At 64.1% G+C, this 22417-nt stretch carries 22 protein-coding genes and 1 tRNA gene; 17 read left to right on the forward strand and 6 right to left on the reverse strand.

What is annotated here, in order from left to right:
* Genes kdpA through ACF07D_RS11665 form a run of 3 tightly spaced genes read right to left on the reverse strand, consistent with a single transcriptional unit; the run spans nucleotide 1 to nucleotide 1942 of the window.
* On the reverse strand, nucleotides 1-1674 hold the full coding sequence (gene kdpA, locus ACF07D_RS11655) for a potassium-transporting ATPase subunit KdpA (protein WP_391505017.1): 1674 nt from the start codon (nucleotides 1672-1674) through the stop codon (nucleotides 1-3).
* Nucleotides 1674-1763: a potassium-transporting ATPase subunit F gene (locus ACF07D_RS11660; RefSeq protein ID WP_119284663.1), complete on the reverse strand. Its 90-nt coding sequence runs from the start codon at nucleotides 1761-1763 to the stop codon at nucleotides 1674-1676. Before ACF07D_RS11660 ends, kdpA begins: the two co-directional genes overlap by 1 nt.
* Nucleotides 1760-1942 (reverse strand): hypothetical protein, encoded by a 183-nt coding sequence (locus ACF07D_RS11665; RefSeq protein ID WP_391505018.1) that lies wholly within the window; start codon nucleotides 1940-1942, stop codon nucleotides 1760-1762. Before ACF07D_RS11665 ends, ACF07D_RS11660 begins: the two co-directional genes overlap by 4 nt.
* Before the next feature lie 166 nt (nucleotides 1943-2108).
* On the opposite strand from ACF07D_RS11665, the gene ACF07D_RS11670 reads away from it, so the two are divergent.
* From ACF07D_RS11670 to ACF07D_RS11680, 3 genes are all read left to right on the forward strand, one after another.
* Nucleotides 2109-3443, forward strand: coding sequence for a hypothetical protein (locus tag ACF07D_RS11670; protein ID WP_391505019.1), 1335 nt, complete (start codon nucleotides 2109-2111; stop codon nucleotides 3441-3443).
* A 127-nt stretch (nucleotides 3444-3570) separates the two neighbouring features.
* Nucleotides 3571-4737 carry an acyl-CoA dehydrogenase family protein gene (locus tag ACF07D_RS11675; protein WP_391505020.1) on the forward strand — a complete coding sequence of 389 codons (1167 nt, stop codon included), beginning with the start codon at nucleotides 3571-3573 and terminating at the stop codon, nucleotides 4735-4737.
* 63 nt (nucleotides 4738-4800) lie between these two features.
* The gene (locus ACF07D_RS11680) at nucleotides 4801-6516 is read left to right on the forward strand and encodes an amidase (protein ID WP_391505021.1); all 1716 of its coding nucleotides are present in this window, start codon (nucleotides 4801-4803) and stop codon (nucleotides 6514-6516) included.
* An 89-nt stretch (nucleotides 6517-6605) separates the two neighbouring features.
* Here the strand turns inward: ACF07D_RS11680 and ACF07D_RS11685 are convergent, their stop codons facing one another.
* Nucleotides 6606-7154, reverse strand: a complete 549-nt coding sequence (locus ACF07D_RS11685) for a MarR family winged helix-turn-helix transcriptional regulator (protein WP_119284658.1) — start codon at nucleotides 7152-7154, stop codon at nucleotides 6606-6608.
* Nucleotides 7155-7282: 128 nt separating this feature from the next.
* Here ACF07D_RS11685 and ACF07D_RS11690 point away from each other — a divergent pair.
* The 7 genes from ACF07D_RS11690 (at nucleotide 7283) to ACF07D_RS11720 (ending at nucleotide 13557) form a co-directional block, all read left to right on the forward strand.
* Nucleotides 7283-7354, forward strand: a tRNA-Gln gene (locus tag ACF07D_RS11690).
* 95 nt (nucleotides 7355-7449) lie between these two features.
* Nucleotides 7450-8919, forward strand: a complete 1470-nt coding sequence (gene glmU / locus ACF07D_RS11695; protein ID WP_119284657.1) for a bifunctional UDP-N-acetylglucosamine diphosphorylase/glucosamine-1-phosphate N-acetyltransferase GlmU — start codon at nucleotides 7450-7452, stop codon at nucleotides 8917-8919.
* 28 nt (nucleotides 8920-8947) lie between these two features.
* Entirely contained in the window at nucleotides 8948-9925 is a 978-nt protein-coding gene (locus ACF07D_RS11700) for a ribose-phosphate diphosphokinase (RefSeq protein ID WP_119284656.1), read from the forward strand.
* A gap of 17 nt (nucleotides 9926-9942) precedes the next feature.
* Nucleotides 9943-10944: a homoserine dehydrogenase gene (locus ACF07D_RS11705; RefSeq protein WP_391505022.1), complete on the forward strand. Its 1002-nt coding sequence runs from the start codon at nucleotides 9943-9945 to the stop codon at nucleotides 10942-10944.
* 225 nt (nucleotides 10945-11169) lie between these two features.
* A complete protein-coding gene (locus ACF07D_RS11710; RefSeq protein ID WP_119284654.1) occupies nucleotides 11170-11973 on the forward strand; it encodes an ABC transporter substrate-binding protein in 804 nt (267 codons plus the stop codon).
* Nucleotides 11974-12032: 59 nt separating this feature from the next.
* Entirely contained in the window at nucleotides 12033-12686 is a 654-nt protein-coding gene (locus ACF07D_RS11715) for an amino acid ABC transporter permease (RefSeq protein WP_119284653.1), read from the forward strand.
* Nucleotides 12687-12726: 40 nt separating this feature from the next.
* Nucleotides 12727-13557 carry an amino acid ABC transporter ATP-binding protein gene (locus ACF07D_RS11720; RefSeq protein WP_391505061.1) on the forward strand — a complete coding sequence of 277 codons (831 nt, stop codon included), beginning with the start codon at nucleotides 12727-12729 and terminating at the stop codon, nucleotides 13555-13557.
* Here ACF07D_RS11720 and ACF07D_RS11725 read toward each other — a convergent pair.
* A complete protein-coding gene (locus ACF07D_RS11725) occupies nucleotides 13554-14519 on the reverse strand; it encodes a LysR family transcriptional regulator (RefSeq protein WP_119284652.1) in 966 nt (321 codons plus the stop codon). The two genes, ACF07D_RS11720 and ACF07D_RS11725, sit on opposite strands and share 4 nt — an antisense overlap.
* A 72-nt stretch (nucleotides 14520-14591) precedes the next feature.
* Here ACF07D_RS11725 and hisD point away from each other — a divergent pair, with 72 nt between their 5' ends.
* Nucleotides 14592-15914: a histidinol dehydrogenase gene (hisD, locus tag ACF07D_RS11730; RefSeq protein ID WP_391505023.1), complete on the forward strand. Its 1323-nt coding sequence runs from the start codon at nucleotides 14592-14594 to the stop codon at nucleotides 15912-15914.
* A 78-nt stretch (nucleotides 15915-15992) separates the two neighbouring features.
* Here hisD and ACF07D_RS11735 read toward each other — a convergent pair whose 3' ends face one another.
* Nucleotides 15993-17915 (reverse strand): sensor histidine kinase, encoded by a 1923-nt coding sequence (locus ACF07D_RS11735; protein ID WP_391505024.1) that lies wholly within the window; start codon nucleotides 17913-17915, stop codon nucleotides 15993-15995.
* Nucleotides 17916-18129: 214 nt separating this feature from the next.
* On the opposite strand from ACF07D_RS11735, the gene ACF07D_RS11740 reads away from it, so the two are divergent.
* From ACF07D_RS11740 to ACF07D_RS11765, 6 genes are all read left to right on the forward strand, one after another.
* On the forward strand, nucleotides 18130-18813 hold the full coding sequence (locus ACF07D_RS11740; protein ID WP_391505025.1) for a response regulator: 684 nt from the start codon (nucleotides 18130-18132) through the stop codon (nucleotides 18811-18813).
* 79 nt (nucleotides 18814-18892) lie between these two features.
* The gene (locus ACF07D_RS11745) at nucleotides 18893-19363 is read left to right on the forward strand and encodes a MarR family winged helix-turn-helix transcriptional regulator (RefSeq protein ID WP_391505026.1); all 471 of its coding nucleotides are present in this window, start codon (nucleotides 18893-18895) and stop codon (nucleotides 19361-19363) included.
* Nucleotides 19364-19435: 72 nt separating this feature from the next.
* On the forward strand, nucleotides 19436-20230 hold the full coding sequence (locus ACF07D_RS11750; protein ID WP_391505027.1) for an SDR family oxidoreductase: 795 nt from the start codon (nucleotides 19436-19438) through the stop codon (nucleotides 20228-20230).
* Between the two features lie 87 nt (nucleotides 20231-20317).
* Nucleotides 20318-20809 (forward strand): aminoacyl-tRNA deacylase, encoded by a 492-nt coding sequence (locus ACF07D_RS11755; RefSeq protein ID WP_391505028.1) that lies wholly within the window; start codon nucleotides 20318-20320, stop codon nucleotides 20807-20809.
* A 9-nt stretch (nucleotides 20810-20818) separates the two neighbouring features.
* Nucleotides 20819-21490, forward strand: a complete 672-nt coding sequence (locus ACF07D_RS11760) for an SDR family oxidoreductase (protein ID WP_391505029.1) — start codon at nucleotides 20819-20821, stop codon at nucleotides 21488-21490.
* A 184-nt stretch (nucleotides 21491-21674) separates the two neighbouring features.
* Nucleotides 21675-22268 carry a 50S ribosomal protein L25/general stress protein Ctc gene (locus ACF07D_RS11765; RefSeq protein ID WP_391505030.1) on the forward strand — a complete coding sequence of 198 codons (594 nt, stop codon included), beginning with the start codon at nucleotides 21675-21677 and terminating at the stop codon, nucleotides 22266-22268.
* Nucleotides 22269-22417: the final 149 nt, after the last annotated feature.

Raw genomic sequence — 22417 nt, forward strand, 5'->3', positions numbered from 1 at the left:
TTACATGAGCCCTTCAGCTAGGGGGCCTAGCGCGAGAACGGGGAGGAACGCGAGCGCGGAGAGGAGGATGGTGACCGCTGCAAGCAGCCCGACGAACAGCGGGCGGTGGGTGGGAAGGGTGCCCGAGGTCGCGGGGACTGTGTCCTGCGCCGCGAGGGAACCCGCGAGCGCGAGCACGAGCATGATGGGGAGGAACCGGCCGAGCAGGATCGTGACGCCAAGCGCCGTGTTCAACCACGGGGTGTCCGCGGTGAGCCCGGCGAACGCTGAACCGTTGTTGTTCGCTGCTGAGGTGAACGCGTAGAGCACCTCGGACATGCCGTGGACGCCGTCGTTGAGGATCGAGTCTTCGGTGACGCTCTCGCGTACCCCCGGGACAGCAAAGCTGAGTGCGGTTCCCGTCAGCACGAGCATCGGCATGACGAGGATGTAGAGCGCAGCAAGCTTGACCTCTTTCGGCCCGATCTTCTTCCCGAGGTACTCGGGGGTGCGCCCGATGAGGAGCCCTGCGATGAACACCGTGATCACGGCGAGCACGAGCAGAGCGTAGAGGCCCGAGCCGACCCCGCCAGGCGAAACCTCGCCGAGCATCATGTTGAGCGTTGGGAAGAAGCCGCCGAGCGCGGTGTACGAGTCGTGCATCGAGTTCACCGCGCCCGTTGAAGTGCCGGTGCTCGTCGTCGCGAACAGCGTCGACCCAATGATCCCGAAACGCTGTTCCTTACCTTCGAGCGCCGCTCCCGCGAGCTCCGGTGCCGTGCCGTTGCCTGCGAGCTCGACAGCGGTGAGGGCGGCGAATGATCCGAGATACAGCACACCCATCACTCCGAGGATCGCGTACCCCTGACGGTTGTCACCAACAATCCTGCCGAAGGCTCGCGGCAGCGCGAACGGAATGGCGAGCATGAGAACAATCTCGAACAAGTTCGTCCAGCCCGTTGGGTTCTCGAATGGATGCGATGAGTTCGCATTGAAGAACCCGCCGCCGTTCGTGCCGAGCAGCTTGATCGCTTCCTGCGACGCAGTGGGGCCACCGGGGATCGACTGAGATGCTCCGGCAAGCGTTGTCACGTCGGTGAACCCGTTGAAGTTCTGGATCACGCCGGCGCTGATGAGCACAACGGCGCTCACAGCTGCAACTGGCAGCAAGAGCCTGAGGATGCCGCGAGTGACGTCAACCCAGAAGTTGCCGATCGTGCCAGAGCGTCGGTAGGCGAAGCCGCGTACGAGCGCGACGGCGACAGCGATTCCGACAGCTGCGGACGTGAAGTTTTGTACGGCGAGGCCGGCCATCTGTGCCGCATAGCCGAGCGTTGCCTCGGGGGAGTACGACTGCCAGTTCGTATTCCCGACAAACGAGGCTGCGGTGTTGAACGACAGGGGCGCGCTCGGTGCGGGGAGCCCGAGCGAGAGCGGCAGCACATGTTGGAGGCGCTGCATCCCGTAGACGAGCAGCAGTCCCACGACCGAGAACGTGAGCACGCTGCGCAGGTACGCCTGCCAGCTTTGCTCGGCCCGCGCGTCGACCCCTATCAGGCGGTAGATCCCGCGCTCAACGCGCGAGTCCCGCTGCGACGTGTACACCCATGCGATGTAGTCGCCGAGGGGGCGGTACAGGACGGCGATGATTACCGCGACAGTGCCGACCGCGAGAAGCGCACCGACCCACCCCATCAGAACTTCTCCGGTCGGGTGAGCGCAACTCCAAGAAAGACGAGGGCCGAGATTGCGAGGAGTGCGGCGAGAATGTCGAAAACGATCACAGCTTCTCCACCGCCTTTGCAACAACGCCAATGAGCGCGAAGAGGGCGATCGCGCCGAGCGCGTAGACCACATCGAGCACGATGATCTCCGTTCGAAATATGCCTCGCTGAACGCTGTCAGGGGCGGGCGCCGCGGTGGCGCATGCCTTGATTGAATACCCGCGAGCGAGGGAAATCACGCGTCCTAACGGAATCCATACGGGCAACCGATGTTCCCTAACGAGAAACGCACGACGCAGCGTCGAAAGAGCTTGATGACCACGAACTCTTGGTGCGCTAATCTCCAGCTATGAGCAGATTCTCTGGAGGTCCACAGGATGACTCGGCGCGACAGGCCGTGACCCGATGAGCGGGCCAGGCGGTGAGCTCGAGGAGCTGCGCGACCGTGTAGAGGCTCTCGAGAGCGAGAACACCGAGCTGAAACGCGCTACCGGCACCCGGGCTGGCGCTCGCGCACGTTCGGTGCTCGCCGTAATCCTGATCGTCGTCGCCGCGCTGCTTGCGCCCGCCGCGGTCGTGAGCACGTGGGTGCGGGCCGAACTTATCGACACAGATCGCTTCGTTTCCGGGCTCGCGCCGCTCGCCGAGAAGCCGGCGGTGCAGTCGTTCATCTCCGACGAAGTCGTCGACGCGATCGAAGAGAGCCTCGATATCGAGGCAGTCGTGCACGACGCCGTGAGCGGTTTGAGTGCGCTCGATCTGCCGCCGCAGGCCGCGGCAGCGTTCACGATGCTTGAGGGCCCCGCAGTGCACGGCATCCAGTCGATCCTGCGCACCACTGTCGACCGCATGGTCACGTCGCCGCAGTTTGCACAGATCTGGGAGGTCGCGCTGCGGCAAACCCACGCGCGCGCGATCGCCGTGATCCAGGGCGACCCCAACAGTGCGCTCCAGCTCTCTGACGACGGGACCGTCTCTGTCGAGCTCGGCACGATCATCGCCGAGGCCAAAACAATGCTCCAAGCTCAGGGCGTCGACCTCGCAAGCTTGATCCCGGAGATCGATCGCTCAATCCCGCTGGTGACCTCTGACTCGCTCGCATCCGTACGCACCGCGTATACGTTCGCCACGGCGGTCGGATACTGGCTCCCTTGGCTTGTGCTCGGGCTGCTTGTCGCAGCGATCGCGATAGCTCGCAAGCGTGCCCGCGCGACGCTGGGAGCGGGAATCGGGCTTGCTGCCTCCTTCCTGCTGCTGATCGCAGGGATCGGCACGGGTAAGCTCTTCTTCGTTGCGACAGTGAGTCCGGCGTTCATGCCCGTCGCTACTGCCGAAGCGCTGTTTGGGCAAGTGACGTTGAACATTCACGCGATCCTTGTCGCGCTCACAGTTCTCTCGGCGCTCATTGCTGTCGCCGCGTGGCTGTTTGGTTCTTCACGACAGGCGCGTGCGATCAGAAGCGCAGCCAACAGGGGCTTCGACCGTGCGCGGGCTGGCCTCGACAGGCTGCACCTCAACACCGGCGCCGTCGGCAGTTGGATCGATCGGATCCGCCCAATGATTTGGTCCGTCGCCGTAGCGGCGACAGTACTCGTAGTGTTCTTGAACCGCCCGATTTCGCTTGCGAGCGTGCTCGCAGCGCTTGGCTGGTTCCTCGCGACGCTCCTGCTGGTGGAGTTGTTGCGCAGACCACAGGCTGAAGTGATCGAAAAAGCTGGAGCTACGCAACAAATCTCTTGACGTTGCATCGCAAGGTCATTCATGCTGGGTGTACCGAAAGCCGACGCTGAGGGTTCCCATGTGGGTACGCCCAGCAGGCTCCGCCCATCACAACCTGCGAACGCGACGACGCGAAGGGAACACGCACATGGAACGCGAAATTTACGAAGAGATCCACGATGACTTCCGTGAGATGGTCAAGCAATTCATCAAGCGCTACGTCACCACCGAGAAGATGAACGAGTGGGAAGAGGCAGGTGAGGTCGACCGCGCGACGATGCTCGCGGCGGCTGAACACGGCATTGTCGGTCTCTCGGTTCCCGAAGAGTTCGGCGGAGCCGGCATGCTTGAGGACTACCGTTTCAGGTCAATCGTGCTCGAGGAGCTCACGCTCTCGGGCACCGGCGCCGCGCTCGCAGGCGCAGTCGGAATTCAGGACGACCTCGCGGTTCCGTACATTGCACGCTTCGGCACTGACGAGCAGAAGGCCAAGTGGCTCCCGAAGATGGCGACGTGCGAGGTGCTTGGAGCACTCGCAATGACTGAGCCAGGCGCCGGCAGCGACCTGCGCGGCGTCACAACGACTGCGAAGAAGACTGATGGCGGCTACATCGTCAACGGAGCAAAGACGTTCATCTCGAGCGGCAAGACAGCCGACATCATCGTGACTTTCGTGAAGACCGGCGAGGGCAATCGCCCCGACGCCTTCAGCCTCATCATTATCGAAGACGGCATGGACGGCTTCGACCACGGCCGCAAGCTTCACAAGATGGGTTCGCACGGCCACGACACCGCCGAGCTCAGCTTTGTTGACGTGTTCGTTCCAGACGAGAACCTCATCGGGGGTGTCGAGGGGCACGGATTCGTGCAGCTCATGGAGAACCTCCCGCTCGAGCGCCTCTCGATCGGTGTCGCTGCGACGGCAATCGCTGCTGCGGGGTTCCAGTGGACGCTCGACTACACGAAGAGCCGCGAGGCGTTTGGAAAGCCCGTCGCCGACTTCCAGAACTCGCGCTTCAGCCTCGCTGACATGGCAACAACGGTCGACGTTATGTGGGCATACATCGACCGTGCCATGAAGCTGTTCATGGAGGGCAAGCTCACCGCAGACGAGGCTGCCAAGGTCAAGTTCTGGTGCACCGAGCGCGAGTGGGAGATCCTCGACCAGGGCGTCCAGCTCCACGGTGGCTACGGCTACATCACCGAGTACCCGATCGCGCGCGCATTCCTCGATGCGCGCGTCCACCGAATCTACGGCGGCACCAACGAGGTCATGCGTGAGATCGTTGCGCGCGCAGTGACCGGCCGAAAGTAGCGCTGTCGGCACTGCGCCGAAAGAACGCACAAGACTCGCGCATGTCCCCACTAGCATGGGGGCATGCGCGAGTCTTTTCAACTCATCGAAGCGAGCATCGCAGACGTGCTCGGAGCCTACGAAACAGGGTCGGCCACGCCGACGAGCGTGACCGAAAGCTACCTCGCTCGCATCGAAGCGTACGACCTTGGCGATGACGGACTTCACGCTGTCGTTGTGCCCAACCCAGACGCGCTCGCTCAAGCGGCAGAGTCCGACGCCCGCTGGAAAGCTGGCACGCAGCGCGCGCTCGAGGGCGTGCCATTCACCGTCAAAGATTCGTACATGGTGCGTGGCCTCACTGTCGCCTCAGGCTCACCGGCGTTCGAGCACCTCGTCGCGCAGTGGGATGCATTCTCAGTCGAGAAGCTCCGGGAAGCGGGGGCGGTGCTCATCGGCAAGACAAACATGCCGCCCATGGCCGACGGCGGCATGCAGCGTGGCGTCTACGGACGAGCCGAGTCGCCCTACAACCGCGACTACCTTGCAGCAGCCTACGCCTCAGGGTCTTCGAACGGGTCGGCCGTCGCGACGGCAGCAAACCTTGCAGTCTTCGGCATGGGCGAGGAAACAGTCTCAAGCGGCCGCAGCCCGGCCTCAAACAACGGCCTGTGCGCCTACACCCCCTCCTGGGGCGTGCTGTCAATCCGCGGGAACTGGCCGCTGTTCCCGGCGCGCGACGTCGTCGTTCCGCACACGCGGTCAATGCCAGACATGCTCAGGTTGCTCGACGTGCTCGTGCAGGACGACGAGGTCACCCGCGGGGACTTCTGGCGGGCCCAGAACGCCGTCCCTGTGCCCGCGCCGAGCGAGCATCGGCCAGAGTCATACCTTGCCCTCGCGGAAGCGCCAGAACGCGAGGGGGAGTCGAAAGCCGGGCCCGAACTGCATGCCCAGCCGCTTGCGGGCAAACGTTTCGCGGTGCCGAAGATGTACCTCGGCCTCGATCCTGACTTCCCCATTGCGGTTCGCCCGACAGTGCTCGACCTGTGGGCGGACGCGTGCGCCCGTCTCGAAGCGCTTGGCGCCGAGGTCGTCGAAACTGGTTTCCCCCTCATCGAACGCTACGAGGGCGATCGCCCCGGCCAGGAAAACGTCGGCGAGCTCGGGGTGCTGCCCGACGGCTGGATGGACACCGAGTTCAACCACTTCCTCGCGTACGGCTGGGACGACTTCCTTCGCGCAAACGGCGACCCCGCGATCCCCACGCTCGCGGACGTCGACCCCGATACGATCTTCCCGCAGCCCCCAGGCACGCTGCCCGACCGTTACGAAGAAGTCGAAGACTACGCGAACCGTTACCGCGCGGTCGTCGCGTTCGCGAAGGCTGGCATCCCGGACCCGCGGGAGCGCCCCGACTTCGCTGCCGGTCTGCGCGCGCTCGTTCAGTTGCGCGAGGACCTGTTCGAGTCGTGGCTGCAGACCGAAGGGTTCGACGCCGTCGTGTTCCCGGCAAACGCCGACGTGGGGCGCGAATCGGCCGAGCGTGAGAAGGCAGCTGCGGACCACGCGTGGTCGAACGGCGTCTTCTTCTCGAACGGGAACTACGCACTGCGCCACCTCGGAATTCCCACGGTCACCGTCGCGATGGGAGTCATGGCCGATATTGGCATGCCTGTTGGGCTCACGTTCGCCGGCGCCGCGTATTCAGACCCCGAGCTGCTGCGTCTCGGCACACTTTTCGAGGCGGCCGGCGACGGATCGCTCCGTGTCGCTCCTGAGTCGACGCCAGCCCTCTGAGAGCGCCGCGTGCGTGCCGCGCTATGCGCACCGCACGGGCTCCGTGGGGCAGGCCACTCGTGCTCGCGCCCGGCGCGTGGGGCCGGTTCCTAGACCACCGGGTCGTCGGCTGCCTCAGAGACGGGCTCATAACGGTCAACGCTTCGCGCAAGCTTTCGCAGCAGGACGGCAAGGCGCTCGCGTTCCGGCCTGCTCATTGCGCCGAGGAGGCGCTCCTCTGAATCAGTGAGTCGTGTCATCGCCGCATCGACGAGTGTCTGGCCGAGGGGGGTCATTTCGACAAGCACGCCTCTGCCGTCGTTGGGGTCGGTGAGGCGGCGCACGAGCTCGCGTTCGACGAGCCTGTCGATCCTGTTCGTCATGGTGCCGCTTGAGACCATTGTCTGCTGCACAAGCACTTTCGGGCTTTGTCGGTAGGGTGCGCCACCGCGGCGCAGCACAGCGAGTACATCAAACTCCCATGAGGCGAGCCCTGAACGCTCGAACGCGTGGGAGCGCGCCCGGTCGAGATGTTTCGCGATTCGCGAGAGCCGCGAGAACACGGTGAGTGGTGCGAAATCGAGGTCTGGGCGTGCTGCGCTCCACGACGCGATGATCCCGTCAACCTCGTCGGTCGAGTCTGGCGTGCGGTCTTCCATCTGCTCATTATCTCGGGTTGCTGAAGTTTTTTCCCCGTGAACCCGCCGCAGTTTGCCCCGTTCTGCCCGAGACGTGCGAAAGTAGTCGCGAGGTCTGGCAGACTATATCTGTACCGGCTTCGGTGCGATCCGCCTTGGTGTAATGGCAGCACGACAGCCTTTGGAGCTGTTAAGTCTAGGTTCGAATCCTAGGGGCGGAGCGGTGGCGGCTGGGGCGAACCCACCGCCGCGCGTCGGTATCGGCGCAGTTCCGCGCAGTGCTCACGCACTCGCGAACGAGAAAGGGACACCCGACATGACAGAACGTTCTCTCGCTGTCGTCATTCTGGCCGCTGGCCAGGGCACTCGGATGAAGTCGACGCTTCCCAAGGTGCTGCACCGCATCGGCGGACGCTCACTCATCGAGCATGTGCTCGACACTGCGGCGGCTGTCTCGCCGCAGAAAATCGTCGCCGTCGTTCGGCATGAGCGTGAACGGGTTGCCGAGGCGATCCTGAACCACGCCCCCGACACGATCATTGTTGATCAGGACGAGGTGCCCGGCACTGGCCGCGCGGTCGAGCTCGCGCTTGCGGCGCTCCCCGCTGACTTCGACGGCTCGGTCGTCGTGCTGTCGGGCGACGCTCCGCTTGTCGATGGCCCGTCTATTCGCAGCCTGCTCGATGGCCATTTCGCCGAGCACCGCGACATGACACTGCTGTCCGCGCTACTCGATAACCCGACAGGCCTTGGCCGCATCCTTCGCGACGCGGATGGCGGCATGACTGGCATCGTCGAAGAAAAGGACGCGACGGACGAGCAGCGTAGGATCGGTGAGATCAACGGCGGCATCTACGTCTTCACGCACCGCGCTCTGGCGCAGGCGCTCGGTGAGATCGACACGAACAACGCGCAGGGCGAGAAGTACCTGACTGATGCGGCCGCGCGCATCCTCGCGAGAGGCGGCGGGGTTGAGGCTGTCGCGACGAACGATCCGTGGGTCGTCGCGGGCGTGAACGACCGCGCTCAGCTCGCCGATGCTGGCCGTGAGCTGAACGCTCGCATCATCCGCGAGCATCAGCGAAATGGCGTGACAATCATGGACCCGGCGACGACGTGGATCGACGCTGACGTGTCGATCGAGTCGGATGTCGAGATTCTGCCTGGAACGTTCCTGCATGGCGCGACGTCAATTGCGACAGGAGCCATCATCGGCCCCGACACGACCCTGACTGACTGCGAGGTCGGTGAGGGGGCGCGCGTTCGCCGTTCTGAGGCGACGCTTGCGGCGTTCCACGCGGGTGCAGAGGTTGGCCCGTTCGCGTTCATCCGTCCGGGCACCGAGCTTGGCGAGGGCGGCAAGATCGGGGCGTTCGTCGAGGCGAAGAATGCGCAGATCGGTGAGGGCTCGAAGGTGCCACACCTGAGCTACGTCGGTGATGTCACGATCGGTACCGGCTCGAATATCGGTGCGGGCACGATTGTCGCGAACTATGACGGCGTGAACAAGCATCAGACCGTTGTCGGGGATGCGGTGCGAATCGGTTCGAAGAACGTGCTCATCGCACCGGTTACCATTGAAGACGGAACGTACACCGCGGCGGGAACAATCGTGCGTAAGCCCGTGCCCGCTGGTGCGCTCGCGATGACGGTTGCCCCTCAGCGGAATCTGGAGGGCTGGGTCGCTGCGAACCGCCCCGGAACGAGTTCCGCTGCCGCTGCCGAGCGGGCCGCGAGCCCCGAGGCCGCCTCAGACTCACTCAACGACACATCTCATACAAAGTAATCACTGAAGGGCAAGTGGGAAAGCACTGATGAGCAAAATCGAGATGACCGGGCAGAAGAAGCTCGTTCTCATTACCGGCCGAGCGTATCCTGAGCTCGCCGAACAAGTTGCCGCTGAACTCGGCGCTGAACTCGTTCCCACCGATGCCCGAACCTTTGCGAACGGCGAGCTCTACGCTCGGTTCGATGAGAGTGTCCGCGGATCGGACGCGTTTGTCATTCAGTCGCACACTGACCCGATCAATGAGTGGCTCATGGAGCAGCTCATCATGGTCGATGCCCTGAAGCGCGCCTCGGCGAAGCGCATCACAGTTGTGGCGCCGTTCTACCCGTACTCGCGCCAGGACAAGAAGGGCCGCGGCCGCGAGCCCATCTCGGCGCGCCTCATCGCAGACCTGTTTAAGACGGCTGGGGCCAACCGCATCATGTCGGTCGACCTGCACGCACCGCAGATTCAGGGCTTCTTCGACGGCCCACTCGATCACCTGTTTGCGATGCCTGTGCTGCTCGAGCACTTCGAGAAGAACCTGAACCGTGACGACCTGACGGTCGTGTCGCCCGACATGGGGCGCGTTCGCGTCGCGGACGTCTGGAGCGACCGCCTCGGTGCTCCGCTTGCGATCATCCACAAGCGTCGCGACCCGTCTGTCGCGAACCAGGCCTCGGTGCACGGCATCGTCGGCGACGTGAAGGATCGCTGGTGCCTCATGGTCGACGACATGATCGACACCGGCGGCACTATCTCGAAGGCTGCCGAGGCGCTCAAGCAGGCCGGCGCCCGCGGGGTGACGATTGCCGCGACGCATGCTATTTTCTCGGGTAAGGCGATTGAGCACCTGTCGCGTGACTTCATCGATCAGGTCGTCGTCATGGATACCCTGCCGGTTCCCGAAGAGAAGCGCTTTGAGAAGCTCACGGTGCTGCCGATCGCCCCGCTGCTTGCGAAGGCGATTCACGAGGTCTTCGAAGATGGATCGGTGACGTCGATGTTTGAGGGCGCCGCCTAGTCAGGCGCGGCGTAGCCATGCGCGTCGTACGAGTGGCGCTCACCGGGTGCGGCGGGATCGGGTCCCGCGTCGCGGTGGCGCTGCTCGATCGGCGCGCTCGCTTGTCTGCACGCTGGGGTGTCGACGTGCGACTTGTCGCGGTGTGCGGGAGCGCGTCTGGGATCGTGCGTGACAGTGGTCTCACCGCGGCAGACATCGCCGAACGGGACGGGTGGGCGCCGCGGCTTGTCGGCGCGACCTTTCTTGAACAGGCAAACCCCGACGTCGTGATTGACGCCGGGCCGAACGATTACGTGTCGGGTGGGCCGGGGCTCGACCACCTCGACTGGGCGACGCGGCGTGGCATCCACGCGATCATGGTGTCGAAGAGCGCGCTCGCGCTGCACGGGGCGAGGCTTTTCGAGACCGCGCAGGCAAGCGGAAGCCGAGTGCACGCGAGCGGGGCGAGTTCGGCGGCGCTGCCCGCCGTTGATTTTCTGCGACACAATCTCGCGGGTGCAGAAATCACACGCGTCGAGGCGGCGCTCACTGGAACGAGCTCGTTCGTGCTCGACGAGGTTGTGAGATCAGGATCGACGCTCGAGGCCGCAATCGCCGATGCGGTAGCGCGCGGGATCGCGGAGCCCGACCCCGCATTCGACCTTGACGGCCGGGATACGGCTGCCAAGCTTGTCGTCATCGCCGGTATTGCGCTCGGTGTGTGGCTGCCGCTTGAGAGCGTGGAGCGTGAGAGCGTGTTCGAAGTGTCCGACCACCAGGTGCGCGCCTGGCGGCAGACAGGCGCCAAGGCCGCGCTTGTTGGAGTCCTCGAGCGCGTGGGAACTGGCTATGCTGCTCGGGTCGAGCTGCGATCCTACGACCAAACGCACCCCTACTCGGCGGCGAGGGGAAGCACGAAGGCTCTGATGGTGACGGCCGAAGGTTTCGGCGAGTACACGCTCGTCGGTGGCGCATCGACGCCGCAGGCGACTGTTGCCGCAGTGCTCAAGGATTTCGAGCACCTTCTCGCCGAGCTCTAGTATCGGGCGTCAGGCTTCCGACTGCGCGATGCCGCGTGATGCAGTGCGGTGCCGCGTGCTGCGATCGCCCGAGAAACTTGGGCCCCAACGCGAAGCTATAGTGAAGAGCTATGTGGAATATAGATTCCACAGTTCTTGTGCAATACTCCGAGATTCCGAAGACTGTGTAATCGGAGGCAGCAACGCTGCAGTCTCACAAGCCTGGAATAAGGAAGAGTCACACCCATGACTATGAAGAAGAAGTTTTCTCTCATTGCCGCTCTCGCGGTGAGTGCGCTCGCACTGAGTGCCTGCAGCTCGGCGGCTCCTGAAGCAGAGGGCGGCGATGCCGAGCGCACCGTGAAGATCGTGACATCAAACGATGCCCCCTTCTCGTTCGTTGACGAAGCGACGGGTGAACTGACGGGGATCGACGGTGAGATGCTCGGTGCGATGGCAGAAGAGCTCAATTGGAAGATCGAAGTCGTCGTCACCGACTTTGCGACGATGCCGCAGACCGTGCTCTCGAAGAAGGCTGATTTCATTGCCGACGGCCTGTACGTGACCGACTCGCGTAAGGAGACGCTCGCGTTCTCGGACACATGGTACTACCAGGGCGAGGGAATGCTTGTTCCCGCGAACTCGACGTTCGCGTCACGCGATGATGCGCGCGGCAAGACTGTAGGCGTGATGACTGGGACCACGCACCTCGAGATCGCCCAGGAGCTGACCGACGAGGCGAACATCAAGCAGTACGACTCGCAGGCAAACCTCATCCAGGCGATCGCGAACGGTCAGGTTGACGCAGGCTTCACCGACCAGGCAGTGGTGGCGTGGAGTCTGGTGCAGAACCCGAACGACAAGGTGAAGCTCGTTTCGCCCTACGATCCGTACTTCCCGGGAACCATCGCGGCCGCCTTCCGACAGGACGCAGACAGCGACGCAATGCGTGAAGAGCTCAACGGTGCGCTCGCGAACCTCAAGGCTTCGCCGAAGTACCTCGAGATCTTGCAGAAGTACGGCCTCGGCGAAGACAACATCGCGGAGTAACGAACGCGTCGATAGTGGAGCACTGCACGTGCTCCACTATCTCCGTTTGAGGAGAAGTCTTGGAATTCATTGAAAATGTGATCGGTGTGATGCCGAAGCTCATCAAGGGCGTGCCTGTCGTCGCGCAGCTCGCGCTCGGGGCGATGATCCTTGCCCTGGTGCTTGGCCTGCTCATCGCCCTTGCCCGCCTCTCATCGAGCCGCATTCTGCGCGGTATCGCTGTGGTCTATGTCGAAGTGCTCCGCGGCACCCCGCTGCTCGTGCAGCTCGTCTACATTTACTTCGTGCTCCCAGTCGTTGGTGTGCAGCTCGACCCAATCGCAGCCGGCATTATCGGTCTCGGGCTGAACTATGCCGCGTACCTGTCCGAGGTCTACCGGACCTCGATTCTTGCAATCGACAGCGGTCAAACCGAGGCTGCGCTGTCGCTCGGGTACACACCCACGAAGGCGCTCTGGCGTATCGTGATCCCGCAGTCATTCAAGGTTGCGCTTGGTCCGATCGGCAACTACTTCATTGCAATGGTCAAGGACACGGCACTGACTTCCGTCATCGCAGTCTCTGAGATCTTGAAGACCGCAAATACGCTGAATTCCCAGACATTCCAGACAGTCGAGATTTACACCGCAGCAGCGGTCCTGTACCTTGCGTTGTCGCTGCCGCTCTCGCGGCTCGTGATCGTACTTGAGAAGAAGGTGAGAAGCCGTGCCTAACCCAGTCATTCAGATTCAGGATGTGCATAAGAGCTTCCTTATCGGGGAGAAGCCAAGCTTCTGGAAGCGGCTCATCGGAGGCAAGGACACCCGTAGAACCCTTGAGGTTCTCAAGGGCGTTGATCTTGACGTGTTGCCCGGCGAGACCGTCGTGTTGATCGGATCGAGCGGCTCAGGGAAGTCAACACTGCTGCGCTGCATCAACAAGCTTGAGGTGATCGACAGCGGCAAGATTCTCGTGAACGATCACCTGGTGGGGTACCGCGAGAGCGCCGGGGGGCTTGTCGCGGAGTCGGCGAGAGAGACTGCTCGCAAGCGCACGGACATCGGAATGGTGTTCCAGCACTTCAACCTTTTCATGAACAAGACGGCGCTTGAGAACGTCATGGCGCCGCTCATGCACGTGAAGAAGCTGTCACAGCAGCAGGCGCGTGCCCTCGCCGAGCCGGCGCTTGCGAGGGTCGGCCTGGCTGACCGCATGGCGAACTACCCGTCCAGGCTTTCGGGCGGCCAGAAACAGCGCGTTGCGATCGCACGTGCGATGGCCATGGAACCAAACGTCATGCTGTTCGACGAGCCGACCTCGGCGCTCGACCCAGAGCTCGTCGGCGAAGTTCTCGCAGTCATCAAGAACATCGCTGCGTCGGGGACAACAATGGTTATCGTGACCCACGAAATGCAGTTCGCTCGCGAGATCGGCGACCGCATCGTGGTGATGGACGGTGGCCAGATCGTCGAGCAGGGCCCTCCCGAGGACGTCTTTGGGGACCCGCAGCACTCGCGCACGCGGGCGCTGCTTCGCCGCTCGGGAATCTTGGACACGCCTGAGACCGAGGCTGTCACAGTCTTCCCGGAGGTCGACGAAGACTAAGCGCGAGGGTTCTCGCTATTACGGCCGTTCTGCGCTGGATTCGTCCGGCCAGGACGGCCGTTGCCGTACGCGCGCTCCTTGAGGATGTCGTTCACGATGTCAATGAGTTCGCGAATCGCGGGGGAGTACACGCTGTTCCGGCGACGGATCACTGCGATCGTGTCGTAGAGTGGCGTCTCAAACGGGGCCACGTGGATCTCTGGTGGAAAGCTGACGTTCTGAGTCACGGCTCGCGACACCATTGTGTCACCGAGGCCGCGCTTGACGAGTTCGAGTGCGGCCTCCAGGTATTCCACCTCGAAGCGTGGCTGGAGGCGCAGACCGCGCTCCTGCGCGCGCTCGCTGAGCTGTCGCCGCGTGGGGTCATTCCAGCTGTAGCTTGCGTCGTACAGCACGACAGGGTGCGCGACGATCTGATCGATGCTCACTGCCGTCGCCACTCGCTCAGGATGAATTGAGGCCCAGAGGACCTCGTCCTGCACAAGCGGGAACACCTCAAGCTCTTCGTCAGGCACCGGGAGGACCACGATGCCCGCCTCGAGTTGACCGTTTCGAACGCCCTCGACGACTTCGAAGGAGTTCTGGCCGAAGAGGCGAAGGTTGACGTTCGGGCGGCGCCTATGAAACCTCTCGACCATGTCGGGGAGGAAGTAGAAGTTTGCGTTGCGCAGCACCCCGAGCGAGATTGATCCGCGCTGTATTCCCCGAAGCTCGATGAGTGCCTCGTCAGCGAGCTCGGACGTCTCGACAATCTGGCGCGCCCAGCCCAGCAGCTCGTTGCCCGCCGCTGTCAGCGCGAGCCTGCGACCAGTGCGTATGAAGAGCGGCAACTCGTGGTGCTCCTCAAGTTTTCTGATGAGCGCCGAGATCGTCGGCTGCGAAACGCCGAGGCGGCTCGCTGCACTTGTGAAGGAGCCATGCTCGGCGGCGTACACAAATGCCCGAAGCTGAGTGATTGTCATAGCCTAACCCTATGTGATCTCTAGTTCACTGCCCCGTTGTATTGTTGCTCTCGCGTTTTTACGATCAGAGCTATGAAGTTCACCACCCCAATTCTGACAAAGTACGACGGCCGGTTCACCCGGCTGAAGACCCCACTCGACGTTCCCGCGGCGCAGCGCGATCCCCAGGTCGTTGAGACAGTGTCCGCGATGCTCCTCGATATCGAGAAGCGAGGCCTCGACGCTGTTCGCGACTACGCCCGCAAGCTTGACCGCTGGGATGGTAGCGACTTCGAGATCTCTCGGGAGACAATCGCGAGCAGTGGAGATCGCATCGCCCCTGACCTGCGTGCTGCAATCGAGCTCGGAGCTGAGCGGACCCAGGCGTTCGCTCGCCGCCAGCGCGAGGGGCACGTTGACTTCGACGTCGAGCTCGCGCCAGGCCTGCACACCGGAGTGCGCTACATTCCCGTTGGCCGCGTTGGCGCATACATGCCCGCAGGGCGATTCCCGCTCACAGCGAGCGCCTTCATGACTGTCGGCGTTGCCAAAGCAGCCGGCGTGCCCCACGTTGTTGCGTGCACCCCGCCGCAGCCCAACGGGCAAGCAAACGACGCCGTGCTCTACACGGCGCACGTGTCGGGTGCGGACCGGGTCTTCATGCTCGGGGGAGTTCAGGCGCTCGCCGCGATGGCGTTTGGGCTGATCGACGAACTGCCGGCAGACATGCTCGTTGGCGCAGGCAATGCATTTGTCGCCGAGGCGAAGCGTCAACTCTTTGGCAGGGTCGCGATTGACCTGCTTGCTGGCCCATCTGAGGTTGCGGTGATCTCCGATGAGACTGCCGACCCAGAGATCGTGGCAGCCGACCTGCTTGGTCAGGCAGAGCACGGCCCGAACTCCCCGGCCGCCCTTGTTACCACCGATGAGGCTCACGGCCTGGCGGTCATGGAGGCGGTCGAACGCCAGCTGCAGACACTGTCGACAGCCGAGATCTGTGGCCCAGCATGGCGCGACTACGGTTCGGTCACTGTTGCAGAGAGCCGCGAAGTTGCTGCGGCGCTCATGGACGATCTGGCCCCGGAGCACCTTGAGGTCATCACCGGTGACGACGAGTGGTATCACGAGAACCTTCGCAACTACGGTTCGATCTTCGTTGGCGAGTGGAGCACGGTTGCCTATTCCGACAAGGGGATGGCGGGCACGAACCACACGCTGCCGACCGCTGGCGGCGCGAAGCACAGCGCGGGACTCTCGGTGTCGCGCTACCTCAAGCCGCTGACGTACCAGCGCGTCGAGCGGGAGGCAACGCCGACTGTTGCGCCTGCGACGATCACCATCTCGGCGTCTGAGGGGATGACGGCCCATGAGGCCACAGCGCAGATGCGGCTCGACCGCTTCAACGGCGTCGCCTAGGCGGCCTGCCCCCTGCAACACGCGAGTGCCCCGCACCCCCGAGAGTCGGTGGGTGCGGGGCGCTCGCGTTTCGCAGGCTTAGCGTGGCAACGTCGCGTGGACCGCGAATCCTTCGCCCGCGCCGGTTTCGCCTGTTGGGCCAGCAGTGACTGTGCCGCCGAGCGCCGCTACACGCTCGCGCAGACCGGCGAGGCCGAGGCCTGACCCGGGCGCGGGCGGCGCTTCGACGGGCGCGTGACTGTTCTCGACGGCGACAGTGATCTCGTCGTCACCAAGTGTGACTGTCACGTCGATCGCCGCGCCGGGGGCGTGACGCATGGCGTTCGCGAGGCTTTCTTGGACGACCCGATAGACGGTCAGGCCCGTCGCGGAGAGCACGGGTTCGGTGGTGACGCCGCCGCTTTGGGTGAACGTGATCTCCGCGCCCGAGTTGCGGCTGCCTTCGATGAGTGCTGGCAGGTCTGAGAGCGTCGGCTGCGGCGCGAGCGGGGCCGTGCCGTCGCTGTCGCGGAGGGTTGCGAGGAGCCCCCGCATCTCCGAGAGCGCCTGACGTGAGGACTGCGCGATTGCCGCAAACTCTGCCTCTGCCTCGTCGCCGAGCCCGGGAATGCGGTACTTTGCCGTGTTTGCTTGGATACTCACGACAGACATGCTGTGTGCGACAACGTCGTGGAGTTCCCGGGCGACGAGGTTGCGCTCCGAGAGTTCGCGCTGTTTCGCGTCGAGTTCTGCGCTGTGCTGGCGTTCGGCGCGGAGCGCCCCGCGGTTTTCAAGGATTCCCTGCAGCACGATTCCGCCGAGCCCGAGGCCGAGCGCCACAGAACTGCTGATGACGAGGCTGGTGATCGCGCCTGCTGTGAAGCCCGTACCTGACATCGCTACGGCCGCGATAACTGCGAGTTGGGGCAGCGCGAGTGCCGCTAGTACCCAGCGCCAATCGTGACGCAGCCCGATGATGAACGCCAGGAGGGCCTGCACGATGAGCGCTGGCACGGGCCACGGCCACGGTGTCTCGACTGGCTCCGCGGTGATGAGCGCCATTGCGGCCGGCGCGATGGTGCCGAGGGCAATCGCGATGGCAGGGAGGCGCAGCGCGAGCGCCACGGCTGTTGCTTCTGCTGTTGCGAGCACCATGGCGATCGCGGGATGTACATCGTAGAGCGTGGCGAGGAGTGGCCAGGAGACGGCGATCGTCGCGACTGCCGCAAATCCGATTAGGATCCAGGACCAGCCTGTGAACGATGTGAATGCGAGCTGAGAAGTCGAGGCCCCGTCTGCTGCCGGGGTTCTCGTAGCCCCATTGCCCGGTGTCGAGGGGGTGGTTCCGCCGAGCCCTGCCCGGGTCAGCGAGATGTCGAACGTGGCGAGTGCGCGCATGACGACGGGGGTCAGCGCGAGGGCGATAACGCCGAAGAGTGTGTACGTCAGGCTCTCGGCTGCGCGGGAGTAGGCGGCCTCGAGGGTGAGGGCATCGCCGAAGATGGCACGGAGCATGTTGCCCGGAAAGACGCTGTCGTTTTCGGGGAGGAAGCGGGCCCAAATGGCCCATGTCGTTCCGCCGAGAGCTGCAGCGAGCCATGCGACACCGACGGAGAAAGTGATGGCGCGCACAGGGAACGCGACAAGCGTCTCGAATGCGAGGTCGAGCCAGCGACGGCCGTCAGCCATGATGCGCATGAACCCGCCGAGGCCGGGGCTAGGCGCCCGGTACGCGGGCGCGGGGACTGCCGCACCCCACCAGGCGGCCCGCGTCCGTGACAGTTCAGCGAACTTCGTCGCGAGGAGGAGCGTCGCTGGCAGGAGCAGGGCCCCCAGCCAGATGACGAGGGTAGCGATGCCGACCGATGCGAGCGGGACAAGGAGCGAGAAGGCGAAGAGTGAGATGAAGAAACCCGGAAGGACGTAGCCGATATCGCGCATCACGAGGGCCGGGTTGTAGAGGCCCGACCAGGCGCAAGCACGCGCTCGGTGTGGCGCCGCTTGAGTTGTTGTCTTCACCATGGTTCAATCCCTGTCTCTCGTCCGGCCAGCGGCCGGTGAGGCCAATCCGCCGGCATTGGTGGTGCCGGTGATGCCAACTGTAGAGGGCGCGCTTGCTGGAGCGCGTCACCCTGGCGAGTGAATTCGATCGCCTGAGGGGTCACCCGCGAGAGTGAAGTTGGGGGTTCCTCTGTTCTGCGCGGCCGTAGGGTGCGCTCGAGCATAGGATCGACACATGCCCATTTCCGAATCCGATCGCTCGTCAATCCGTGTCGCGATTGTCGATGACCAGGCCATGGTGCGTCAGGGCTTTGGTGCGCTGCTTGGCGCGCAGCCCGACATCACTGTCGTTGGGGACGCGGCTGACGGTGACGAGGTCACCGAACTTGTTCGCCGGACGCGACCCGACGTGATCTTGATGGACATTCGCATGCCGCGAATGAATGGACTTGACGCGACGCGTGCGGTTCTCACTGCGCCTGGCAACGTGCACCCGCGCGTCATCATGCTGACGACGTTTGATGCCGACGAGTATGTGTTCTCGGCGCTTCGGGCGGGAGCGAGTGGGTTCCTATTGAAGGACGCAAGCGCCGAGGATCTCATTGGGGCGGTGAGGATCGTTGCCGCCGGTGAGGCGCTCCTCTCGCCGTCAGTGACTCGTCGGCTCATCGCGGACTACGCTGCGCGCCCCGAACGAAAGCCGTCGGCGAGCCTATCTCAGGTGACCGAGCGTGAGCTCGACGTGATGCGACTGGTTGCGGCCGGGAATACGAATGCCGAGATCGCGGGGCACCTGTTTCTCTCGGAGCAGACCGTGAAGACGCACGTCTCGCGCTTGCTGAGCAAACTCGGTCTTCGCGACCGAACCCAGCTCGTGATCGCAGCGTACGAGTCGGGGCTCGTCACGGCTGGAGGGTGAATCCGCTGTGAAATTACGCCCTGAGCGCTAGACCGGGGCAAGTAGTTGCCAATGGCAACTAAAAGAGTAGGCTGGGCATATGCCAGTGAACCCTTCTGAGAACGCCGCTGCAGAACTCCTCGCGGCGATCGTCGGCCTGGTGTCGAACTGGACGGCCGCGGTCACGCACGGCAGCATCGCCGCCGAGGTCGGTGTCGACATCGCCGAGGGCGACGTGCGCGCCCTGTACCTCATCGGGACACACGGCGCGGACACGAGCACGGGCGTGAGGCCCGCTGAGCTCGCGGACGAGCTGCGATTGAGCAGGCCTACGATGAGCAAGGCGCTCGCGCGGCTCACCGTAGCCGGGCTCGTCGAGAAGTCCCAAAGCGCGACCGACGCCAGATCGATAACGCTCTCACTCACACGCGAGGGTGAGGCCGCCTACGCAAGGCTCGTCGAGGCTGGCGTACGCATCGTCGAGGAGGCGACCGCGCAGCTGACGCCCGCAGAGATTCGCACAGTGACTGGCGTCGCAACGAGGCTGCTTCGGCCGGAAACCCACGGCTAGAAGCTGGCGGCTGCATCGCCGCCACAGCGCCGCTCCGATCGGGGCTGCGCATGCAACCGAAGGAGAAACACAATGACCCGCACGTACGTAGTGACTGGTTCGGCCTCAGGCATTGGAGCCACAACCGCGAAGACCTTGCGCGACAGGGGAGACCGTGTGATCGGCATCGACCTGAAAAACGCAGAGGTTGAAGCGGACCTGTCGAGCCGCGAAGGCCGAATCGACGCGGCCGCGCGTGCGACCGAGCTCGCCGGCGGCGTGATCGACGGCGTTATCGCCTGCGCAGGCATCTCGGCGCCGATCTCGAAGACAATCTCGATCAACTACTTCGGTGTGACCGAGCTCCTCGAGGCCCTTCAGCCGGCGCTCGCCGCAGCTGAAGCGCCCCGCGCTGCTGTCGTCTCGTCGATGGCATCGCTGCAGCCCAACTCGAAGGAGATGGTCGAGGCCGCGCTCTCAGGCGACGAGGCCAAGACCCTCGCCGTCGCCGACGCAGTCGTCGCACAGGGCCCAGAGGTTGGCTACCTCGTCTACCCGTCGTCCAAGCGGGCGATCGCTCGCTGGGTGCGCCGCGAGGCAGTCACCCCGACGTGGGCCGGCGCAGGCATCGCCCTCAACGCCGTCGCGCCGGGCACAGTCATCACCCCCATGACCGAGGAACTCCTCGCGACGGTAGAGGGGCGCGCTATGGTCGACTCCGCCGTACCGATGCCGCTCAACTCGCATCAGCCTGCGCAGTCGATCGCTGACGTGCTGGTGTGGCTGACCGACGAGCAAAACACCCACATGGCCGGTCAGGTCATCTACTGCGACGGTGGCGCAGATGCGACGCTCCGCGGCGACGACATTTGGTCGTGGAACGACTAGCCCGCGGCATCCTGATCCGGTGAAATAGTTTCTTCCCCGGGAGCGTTTCACCGACTGGGAAACGCTCCCGGAAGAAACGAGGCGGCAATGACACACGCGGCGGGAACTGAGACAGACGTGCCTTCCGAGGTGTACAGGGCCGCGTCCGACGCGGAAGCGCGTGGCCTTGCAGTCGAGTTCGTGGTGCGTGACGGCACCGGCCGACCGACGCGCGCAGACTTCGGCGGCGCGCAGATCGTGAAGAGCGTCGTCGTGCAGCGCGGGGAGGGATTCGTCTTCGTACTCACCCCGCTCGACGGCCAGTTCAGCTGGGCGAAACTGCGAGCCCACCTCGGCGTGAACCGGCTCTCACTGCCTGACGCCGACGCGGCCTACACCGCAACCGGGTACAAGCGCGGCACCATCACGCCGCTCGGGTCGAACACAGCTTGGCCGGTCATCATTGACGAAAGCCTGAGCGGTCAGACAGTTGTCGTTGGCGCTGGCAGCCCGGGAATTGGTGCGCTCGTAAGCGCTGACGAGCTCGCCCAGGCGTATGGTGCCGACATCGTGCAGCTGACTGGCGCCGCAACTGAATAGGAGTGCAACGTGAACGAGTCCTCTCCAACCGTCGTTGGCATGATCGGCGGTCACGGCCAGATCGCGCTGAGAACGACCAGGCTGCTGAGCGCGGTGGGGCACCGAGTGTTGAGCGTCATTCGAAACCCCGACCACGCCGCCGACGTCGAACTCGCGGGCGGTGAGCCAGTGATGCTTGACCTTGAACGAACGAATGGTGACGAGCTCGCGCGTGCGCTCGGCGCCGCAGGCACGCTGGTGTTCGCCGCCGGCGCTGGGCCCGGTTCAGGGCCAGAGCGCAAGGAGACCGTCGACCATCAGGGGGCGCTCACAACGATGACCGCGGCAGCGCAGCTCGGTGCGCGGGTCGTGCAGATCTCCTACATCGGGGTCGCCACCGCGCCGCCGGAGTCGATGGGCGTCGACTTTGCCGCCTACCAGCGGGCGAAGTACGCAGCAGATCTTGCGCTCGAAGCGAGCGGGCTTGACTGGGTCATCGTGCGGCCAGGAACGCTGACGAACGACGCGGGGGCAGGTCGAGTGACTGTCGGTGCGCGACTCGATCGCGGTCCGGTGAGCCGCGACAACGTCGCTCGGGTGCTCGCCGAAATCGTCGCACGCCCTAAGCTCAGGGGCCTAACCGTTGACATCCTCGACGGTGATACTGAGATCGAGCGGGCTGTCGCGAACCTCGGGTCGTAGCAGAGGTTCAAGTCGTGTAAGATTAGTGGCTGTACTTCGGCGAGGGGCGCGCGAGCGCCCGTTATCGACGCGGAACGAACTCCCCACATCGGGGCATCGCTGCGTCGCACGTTACAAGTGCGAGAAACCACGCCGGTGGGGATACCCACCCGACACGGGGCGAGAGCCCGCAAGGAGAATCATTATGAGCGTAGAGAACAAGCTCGACGCAGCTGCACGCGACAACTTTGGCAAGGGCGCGGCCCGCAAGCTCCGTGCTGCTGGCAAGACCCCCGTAGTCGTCTACGGTCACGGCACCGATCCCAAGCACATCACCGTTGAGACGCACCCGCTGAGCCTGATCGTGCGCCAGGCTAACGCGCTCATCGAACTCGACATCGAGGGCAAGAAGGAGCTCGTGCTCGTCAAGGACGTGCAGAAGGATCCCGTACGCCAGATCATCGAGCACGTCGACATGCTTATCGTGAAGAAGGGCGAGAAGGTCGAGGTCGAGGTTCCGATCCACGTGACCGGCACCTCGTTCTCGGGCACCACCTCGCTGCAGGATCTCAACACGGTCCGGCTGCTCGTCCCCGCAACTTCGATCCCCGACTCGGTCGAGGTCAGCATCGAAGGCGCCGAAGAGGGCACCCAGGTTCTCGCGGGCGACCTCGAGCTTCCCAAGGGCGCTGAGCTCCTCGACGACACTGAGCACCTCGTTGTGCAGGTCGTTGTTCCCCGCGGCGCAGCTGCGGACGAGGAGGACGCTGAGGGCGCCGAAGAGGCAGCCGCAGAGTAACTCTCGCACGCTTCACACAACCCGCCGGGCGGTGCCGCACCGCCCGGCGGGTTTTGTGTGTCCAAGCAAACAGTTCAGCCGAGAGCAATTTCGCACTCCCGGCCGCCCAACGCCGCATAGGCTTAGAGGGTGTTTGGCCTGCGAAAGAA

It is taken from the genome of Leucobacter sp. NPDC015123, assembly GCF_043080205.1.
Lineage (GTDB): Bacteria > Actinomycetota > Actinomycetes > Actinomycetales > Microbacteriaceae > Leucobacter > Leucobacter aridicollis_A.